The sequence below is a fragment of the Pseudomonas sp. GL-R-26 genome, assembly GCF_019947365.1.
GTDB lineage: Bacteria > Pseudomonadota > Gammaproteobacteria > Pseudomonadales > Pseudomonadaceae > Aquipseudomonas.
This window is the reverse complement of the sequence record NZ_JAGYGI010000064.1, coordinates 1-8,443: the sequence shown is the minus strand read 5'-3', so window position 1 is coordinate 8,443 and position 8,443 is coordinate 1. Positions and strand designations below refer to the sequence as shown.

Here is an 8,443-nt window from a genome sequence, read left to right as displayed (position 1 = left end):
GCCCAGCCAGTTGCTCTTGACCTCGGGGAAGTCGATGGCGACGGTGTATTGCCCGGTGCGCGGGTCGACACCGCCTTGCAGGCTGCTCATGAAGCCAAAGGCCTGGGAGTGCACGGTTTTGGAAGTGGTCATTTAATGATCCTCAATTATTTACTTGGTTAGAATCTTCAAGGTGTTGTCGTTGAGGAAGGTGGTGGTGCTGCTGAAGTGATGATTCTGATACAGGAGATTTTGTCTAAGTTGTCGCCATCATCGGATGGCATTAAATCGACCATTTGCAAGCCGGGTTCAACAATTTGTTTCGCTGTGAATGTCGCCAGATACTGGATTTCTTGAATTGAAGTGCTAGTTTGTTTTTTGATTGTTTTTAATATAAACCATGGACCTTCGCCGGATGTGTTCCAGCAGTTTCTGTTATTGGTGATAAAAATTGTGGTGGCTGAAGGTACTTCCGCCAATTGGACTGTGCGGGCTTTGTCGTTCCAGTCTTTACATAGGACGGGGTCGTTGACAAAAGAATAAGTTTTTGATTGGCCCGGCTCAGGCACAGGCAAGCTACAAATCTTATTATCCTTGTCTCTGAGTATGACCGTGCCTGTTGCTGATACGGCGGCGCCAGAATATACAAGGCTGCTCGCCAGCAATAACCCGAAAGTAACTGCTTTCATGTTTTTCATGAGGGGGGTCTCGTCGTGTGTGATATTTCAGCCTGACGTTATCATCGAACGATCGACCTGAAACCTAGCAGTTCTGTTAGTTGTTTGTGTATTCGAAGGTGGCGTACATTCGAGAGTTGGCTCGCCCGTCAGCCCATGAAGTGCTGGTTTCTGAGCAGGGTTGAACGTCGAAAAATAGCGATATCAACAGGTTGCCTGGGCAAACTGAATGCCAAGTTAAAAACGGTGCCGGCACGTAAAAAGCGCAAGTGTATCGTCAAAGTCAGCAATGGCAACCTAGCAGTTCTGTTAGTGGTCAGTTCGCTGGTTTTGGCGTTAATGTGAAGTTCAGTCTTTTATTGAACTCATATAATCAAGGTACAAAAAATGGCGGCTTTTAACCCGCGTCCTGTGATCAAGGATCTACAGCCCGGCGACTGGATTGATCTGGACAAATTGGGCACCGGCCCACTACTGACTTATATCAAGTACGACAGTATCGAGATCGGCGACGTGCTGTGGCCGAACTGGCGAGGGTGTGGTGCAAACGGTGAGGTGTCCGACTGCGCCGGTGCCCGTGTGAACGTGACGGAGGGAGGAGGCTATACACCGGAACTCGGCATGCCCGTATCGGTGCCGAACAAGGTGTTCGAGAATATGGATCAGGGGTGGGCGTTTTACTCATACGCCTTGGGTGAGCCTGAAAACCCTGAGATTCGAGGGCCCGAGTCCCTGCGCCAGTTTTGCTATTTGGGCAAACGTGTGGCCAAGAACACCCGCCTACCTGTTCCGCAGATACAGCAATCCCATGATCTGGCACTGGATCCCGACGCGGTAACTTCAACAGGTGCCACAGCCGTGGTCCCGCCGTATCGGGCCATGAGTGTCGCAGATACGGTCATCTTTAAATGGCAAGGGTATTCTGGTGGCAGCCCGGTACCTGTGTATCGAGAAACCAAAGTAATAAGAACCGAGGATCTTGGTCAGCCGCTGATATTCACCGTCCCGTATGTCGAGGTCATTGGTATTACGGGTGAACATGCCGATATCAGCTACCGCGTCGAGTATGTAGACGGAGTGGGTCTGTCGAGTGACTCCGATCAGCAAACCCTGCAAATAGTACCGCCGGTTTCTCCTCCACTCCCTGCTATCACGATCAAGAACTACACTGGTGGCCCGATTAATCCTGGTCATTATCCCGACGGGCTCGTGCTGCAGGTCAAACCTGTATATGCCGGCATTCAGGATGGCGATTGGGGGGTGGTGTACTGGAAGGGTAGCGACAAGGCCAGAAGTGTCACCAAGGCGCAGCGGGTCGATCGTTCCACACTGGACAGCGGCCTCATCGAGTTTCTGATCGAACCCCGTTGGCTGACGGACAATAGCAACGCTCAGGTGACTATTGGCTTCCAGTTTGCGCGCGAAGGCGCCGCACTATCGGCTGAACCACTGCAAGTGGATATCAGCAAACCGTTGTACCTTCCTGCGCCCATTGTCGAGGGCGCTACTGCCGAAGCGGGGGAAAACAATGGGCACCTGGAAGCGAGTACAAGTGGCGCCTACGTCAGCGTTCCTGACGCGGCAGAAGTTGGTTCGGGCAAGGTAGAAATGCATTGGCAAGGGCACCCGAATGGGGGGCGCCACATCGCGTTGACGCCCGTGGGAGGCAACGATAAAAGGTACTTTATTCCGCCCAGCGCCATTGCCGCCAACATGTCGACACTTGAACAGGCGCGTTTTCCAGTGTTTTACCATGTGTTCCCATCCGGTGATGCAGTTGGCGAAGACTCTGGATACTTTAATCTGCGCATCACTCCATTACTGGCCTCGCGCTATCCATTTACCACGTCTCGACAGATTGTCGACAACAAAATGTCGTTGTTCGCCGTGCCTTTAGGTGGTGCGGATCTGGAACTTCACTCTTCGCCACCCCAGGATGCCTGGCCATTCATGGCCCAGGGACAACTATTGACCATGGAGGTCACAGGTGTAACCCAGAGCGGTAATACATCGATTGTTGTGCGCAATGCACTGCCCGTTACCGCGGTTGAATTCCAGAACAAAAAAATAACGGCGAAGTTGCCCAAGGCGTTTCTCAGTACGCTCAAGCTCAATGAGACTTTCACATTAAAGGCAAAAGTCAGTTTTGATGGTGGCGAGACCTATTTCCAATTCAGGGATAGCACGCCGACGCTTGTCCCTTGACAAACACTGCTGCCAATCGACGAACCCAATATTAACCAAAGGATATTTATCATGGAAACCAATAACGTTGAAAGCTTGTTGAATTGGCTGAAAGTGCAACCCCGGACACTCGATTGGGGGGCTGTCATGGCCTATGGGCGCAGCGAAACCAATAAGGTGTTACTGCAGGAGTACATTGAGCGTTTTAGTGCCAGTAATTATTTGAGGCCGATTACCGATGAGATTACGGATAATGCAACGCCGACGCAGAAAGAGTTTTTGCACAATTATCAAATGGACGCGCCACGCCTGTCGTTCAAGGATTCCAATCTGAACTCGTCAGCTGCCAAGGCGACCATGCAAGTGGTCGGCGGCTCACACCTGACGTTCAATAAGCCGGCAGGCAGCCAGCAGTGGAGTGTCACCAGGATTGCCCATGAAGATGTGCTGGACGGGCCGCAGTTAGAGTTTGATATCAACCTCCTGGAGGCAAAGGGCTCGGTGACGTCTGCCGGGCGGGTGGAACTGGATATTTCCGAGGGGACCAATTATCGATTGACCTATGTGCAGACCGAACATTTACGCAAGGTGGCTGGCCAGCGCATGCAGGAGATCTTCAGTAGTTTGCCGGACGGCCAGAAGATCTTCGTACTGAACGAACTGAAATTCGAACCGGATCAATTCTTGAAACCCGCTAGATTTGTTATTCGCACCCATAACAAAAAGGGCTCGGGTGCCAGGTTGTTGGCGGGAGAGGATGAGGGAGAGGGCGCGGTACTGGTATTTGTTGCCATGGAGGGCGATGCCAACGGTACTGTGCCGGTTGATAATGCGGACCTTAAATACTTACTTCCAGATGGTTATTCGGCCACGGTATTGCTTGGGCATGAGTTGTTTTTCAAAAAGATGTTTGTTGTTGCATTGCAAAAACTAGGTGGGGTGAGCGAAATAAAGTACGACATAGAACGCTCTCCTGATCGAAAAAGAATAGTCAAAATTATCGGCCGCAGTGGCGAGAGGAAGCGGGTCGTAGAGCAGCGTTTCAGCACTGGCGGGATAGACTACGTATCTCCGCAAATAGTTGCGCCAGTACATACTGGTTCGGAACTTGACTATTTTGAGATGAATATTTCTCAAATAGGGTCGTTTTCGTTGGAGTGGAAAGAAGTTCGAATGTCTCACCCCCTGAAATGGACGGGTGGTAACTCGGGTTTTGTGTCTGGAAAATGGAGTCTTGTATATGGATTTGAGTATGATCTTGATGCAGGGGGCGAACTTGTAATTCGCGAGGCAGATAAGGATGTCTTGGTTGCTGTAACTGATCAAAGCAGTATCGTGACGCCGGCCCATAAGGTGGCCGTAGAACAAGCCTACACGGGCTGGCTGAGCAAATTTTTCGAAGAAGGCATTGGTGACTTTTTAAGCGCCGTCGAAAATATTAATGTATTTACACTTAACAGTCTTTTGTTTCGCGGCTCTAACGCGGTGAAATTTGAAGACGTTCATTACCCCGCCGACCTGGCCCTCTTCGGCCACGTTGGCCCCACCCAAACCGCCTTCGCCATCACTCAGCTGGAGCCCGTAATCGGCCACAGCGAAACCCTGCAGTTCACCACCGAACCGCCGCGCAGCGATCTGTCCTGGAAAGTCGAGAACATCCTCGGCGAAACCGTTCCCGTAGGTTCCATCGATGCCTCTTCGGGACGTTACACCGCCCCGACTGCCGCCCAGCTTGAAGGCAACTTCGTCCGGGCAAGGGTCACGGCCACGGCAGGCGGCCACACCAGTTCGGCATTGGTCACCGTGATGTGCCGAGGCATCACCGTCAACCCGATGATCCAGATTGCTACCGCTGGTGACCCGTTGGCCTTGGACGTTTCAGCCGGTGCCGTGGACGGTGGGGAGTTGACCTGGACCATTGAAGACCCTTCGTCGGGTGCGGTGGTTAAGCCGAACCCGGCCGATGGAGGGGACCACAGCTACGTGCCGGGCCCCCCAAAAGCCGGAACCGCGCCCACGGTCGACACCCTCGTTGTCCATAACCCACGGACAAAACTGAGTGAGACCGCGCGGGTCCTGGTCCTGCATCGACCGGCCCTCCTTAGCGTGGTGATCGTTGACAAACCTGGGCTGCCGGAACACCAGATCCAACTGGCAATCATGGGAGAGGAGGGCCCGATTGATCCAGGTGATTGGGGTGAGTCTTGGCAGGTGCTGCTGGGTAGCGGATCAGCAGAAATCAATGCCACGACCGGGCTGCTCACGGTAAACCCTGCGGGGCCGGACAAATTCGTGGCGATCACTGTCTTGGCGCCCCCTGCACGCCCTGGGGGGGCCCCCGATGACGGTTACATCATCCTGCCATTGCCCTTGTTCAGCGTGCCGGAAACCCTCCGGATGCTGGGTGCAAATGGTGAGTAATCGGTTGTTCACTGAGAGTAAGGAGATTAGTCATGTCCGTTAATTCATTGGAAAGTTTGTTGACCCGGATGAAAAGGGGAGCGATCACACACGGCTGGGGAGCGGTGGTGGCGTTCGGCCGGGCTCAGCTCAACCGCCTGCTGCAAGAGCAATACCTTGGCTGGTTGCAAGAGGGGCGTTTTATCCCGCCCATCAGCGGTGAGGTGTTCACGGATGACCGAACCGAGTCCATGAAGCTGGACAATTTGATCCTGGGCAAACCTGTCTTGTCATTTGCTTCGGCATCGCTCAATCAGTCCTTCGTGACATTGACCATGAACATTGTCGCGGGGGCCTACACGGCCATCAGTCGTCCTGTGGGTGGTGCTGCGCAACGGTTGTTGTCCGGCTTCAGTATCACCGAAGACATGGGCTACAAGATCCAGATGAAGGTAAGCCTGAACCAGATCGTAGGAGAAGTGGATAAACGAGGTCGGGTTTCGATTGATGTGGCAAGCGACCCTTCGATGTCCTGCAACCTGGGAGGGTTGCCAGGCGTCCAGAAAGTTGTGGCGGCTTTCATTCAAAGCCGCTTGGCGTTGCTGCCGGAAGACCAGCGAATTTTTGAGCTTGGGCTATTTGATCTCAGTGGAAACAACCCGTTGAGCCCGACTCATTTCCACATTCGTACACAGAAAGCGCCGGGTAGCGACAATCCAGAGGATGGCGCCGTGCTGGTGTTCGTTCGCCTGAAAGTCAATGATGAAAACGGCACCATGCCTGTTGAGGGCAGTGACTTCCCTTACTTGGTCCCGGACGATCAGGCCGCTGGAAACGCCTTGTACTCGGCTTCGCTGATATTGAACAAAGACTGGATCGAGTTGCTCGACGATGTGCAGCTCGATGTGCTCAAAAACCTGTTGTTGCCCGGCGAAAATCTTTTTGTAGAAAGCGACAACGGGCGGCATACCCCTCATGATCTGTTGGTGCTGGGCAATATCAAGCCAAGCCCCGAAAGCGTGACCATCGAACCGTCTTTCATCAATCTCAAAGCCGGCAAGACCCAGAAATTTACTGCGCGCAAGAGTGATGGAGGGACGGTCAGTGCCCAGTGGCGCGTCAGCAATCCCGTCAGTCCGCTCTCCGTTGGCAGCGTTACGCCAACCGGCGGTGTCTATACGTCGCCGGCTCCCTCGCGGATCGGCAAGGAACAACAGCCCGTTGTCGTGACTGCGCAGTACGTAATGGGCGGCGTGCAACAGACGAGTTCGGCATTTGTGCTTGGCGTTTTCGAAAGCATGAGCATTTCCCCGCGTGTTTGCACCAGCGCAGTAGGGACCAGCGCAACACCTATTGAACTGGTTGCAAACACGCTGGGTGGGGGGACGTTGCAGTGGCCCACACTGACGCCAGCGGAAGGTACCCTCAGAGTGGTCGATAACAACCACGCCATTTACACGCCACCTGCAGAGCTGACTGAGCAACTGGCACTTCAGACCATCAGGGTCACTGATTCGCTGACCAAGGAAACCATAGACGCGACAATTGTTTTGATGAAGTCAGCCCACACGCTGCCGGTCGATCCACCCTATGTCGCGGCGGTATCTGCTGCGACCCCGATCCCGCTCTACGCCGATCTGGACCCTGCGGATGCGCGATGGACCGTTATCGGCGAAGGCGAAGTGGATGAAAACGGTCTTTTTATGCCGCCGGCGCAACCGGCTTCCCGAGTCAGCGTGGTGCGATGTTCCTATCTGGTTAACGGTTCGGTCAGGGCCAGCGGCCTGAGCATCATCCAGCTCTCCGAACAGATCATGCCTGAACCCACCTGGTCGGAACTTCAGGAGTTTTCATTCGAAACCCCCGCTAATTGGGTTGGCCGATGCTTCAGCAATGGTTTTCAACAGATTCCCGTGACCATCAAGATCGAGACCAAGCCTGTGGAGGTCGACGGTCAGCAGGTTTATATACCGGTCAGCGACGCTAACCTTTCGACCCTGCGGCTGGTGGACAAAATATCCAACGCTCCCGTTCCCTTCGTTCACGTTGCCCAGGAGGGCATTGAGTACGGCAGCGGTATTTCATGGGCTACCAGTAAAAAAAGAAATCGTTTCAAGCTGTTACCCACTACGGCGGCGGCACCGGTCAACTCACCGGCATTACCTGCGCCCCAGAATAATGGCGTGCGTTATCGCGAACTCTGGATTCATCTTGCCGCTGAAGGCAGTCGGACTTTTTATGCGCAGTTCACTTCAGATCATGGCATTCAGAATTCTACTGATGATAAAAGCGAGGGTTTTGAAATCACGGTTGAGGGCATAAGGCCGCCAACCCCGGCAATCGATCAATATCTGGTAAAACGTGATCGTGTATGGAAAGATCCGTATGGTCACGATGGACCGCCAACCGACATGTACCCTGACGGGGACGTTTTTAGTTTTTACCGTCAGTCAGTTGATTATTGGCGATTAAGTTATGAACGGCCGGGTCGTGTGCCCGTGCTGTTTTCGACCGCGATCATTGAAAATAATGTTTCGACAGTTCAGTGGGAAAGTGAGCTGATTGATGAAACATACTTTAGTTATACCGGCAGTGCCTTTAATCCGGCCAATTTTGAAAACAGTGACAGCCCCGCTCCGGAAGGACTGTCTTTCGATCCTTATCTTTGGGGGATGATGAGGAATTACAATATAAAATTGGGGGCCTCTTTTATCAAAGATAAACAGCCTGCCCCTGGCGAGTTGATTGTCAGTTTGCATCGAACAGATGATGTGCCGTATTGGTATGACGGATTGGCGAATGGCGATAAGCGCAAGTTATACCGCAAGCACTTGGACCCTGGGCTAAAAGTTGTATTGATAGATGAGGAGGGTAATCGTCATTCGCTATCGATTGCTTTTGAGTCATCCTCATTGCAAGACAGTCGGAATACTTTGGTTTTCAATCGCATTTAGCAGGTCGTGTTATCGAGGGCGGCGGGCTTGCTCATAGAGTAGGCCTGATGTCTTCTTGTTTTCGAAACATTTTAACTGTTTTGATTAATAGTTATTTATTTATAAGGTAGGTATGAAATGATCACTTCCAGTGCCGTGCATTCCCAAGCCTTTGGCTTCATGAGTTACTTGCAAGGCGGTGTCGACCCGCGCACCGGGCAATACACCGTCGCCATCGACTTCCCCGAGGTCAAGAGCAACTGGCTGGGG

Annotated in this window: 4 protein-coding genes; 3 read left to right on the top strand and 1 reads right to left on the bottom strand. The window is 52.8% G+C overall.

From position 1 onward, the window contains the following. Positions 1–167: 167 nt before the first annotated feature. The gene (locus KGA96_RS29415) at positions 168–677 is read right to left on the bottom strand and encodes a hypothetical protein (RefSeq protein ID WP_185754876.1); all 510 of its coding nucleotides are present in this window, start codon (positions 675–677) and stop codon (positions 168–170) included. A gap of 366 nt (positions 678–1,043) precedes the next feature. On the opposite strand from KGA96_RS29415, the gene KGA96_RS29410 reads away from it, so the two are divergent. From KGA96_RS29410 to KGA96_RS29400, 3 genes are read left to right on the top strand one after another with little or no spacing between them, the layout of a single operon-like run. Continuing rightward, positions 1,044–2,861 carry a hypothetical protein gene (locus tag KGA96_RS29410; RefSeq protein ID WP_223466906.1) on the top strand — a complete coding sequence of 606 codons (1,818 nt, stop codon included), beginning with the start codon at positions 1,044–1,046 and terminating at the stop codon, positions 2,859–2,861. Between the two features lie 51 nt (positions 2,862–2,912). Next, on the top strand, positions 2,913–5,261 hold the full coding sequence (locus KGA96_RS29405) for a hypothetical protein (protein ID WP_223516052.1): 2,349 nt from the start codon (positions 2,913–2,915) through the stop codon (positions 5,259–5,261). A 32-nt stretch (positions 5,262–5,293) separates the two neighbouring features. Continuing rightward, complete coding sequence (locus tag KGA96_RS29400) at positions 5,294–8,194, top strand: hypothetical protein (protein ID WP_223516049.1); 2,901 nt, start codon at positions 5,294–5,296, stop codon at positions 8,192–8,194. The last annotated feature ends 249 nt before the right edge of the window (positions 8,195–8,443 follow it).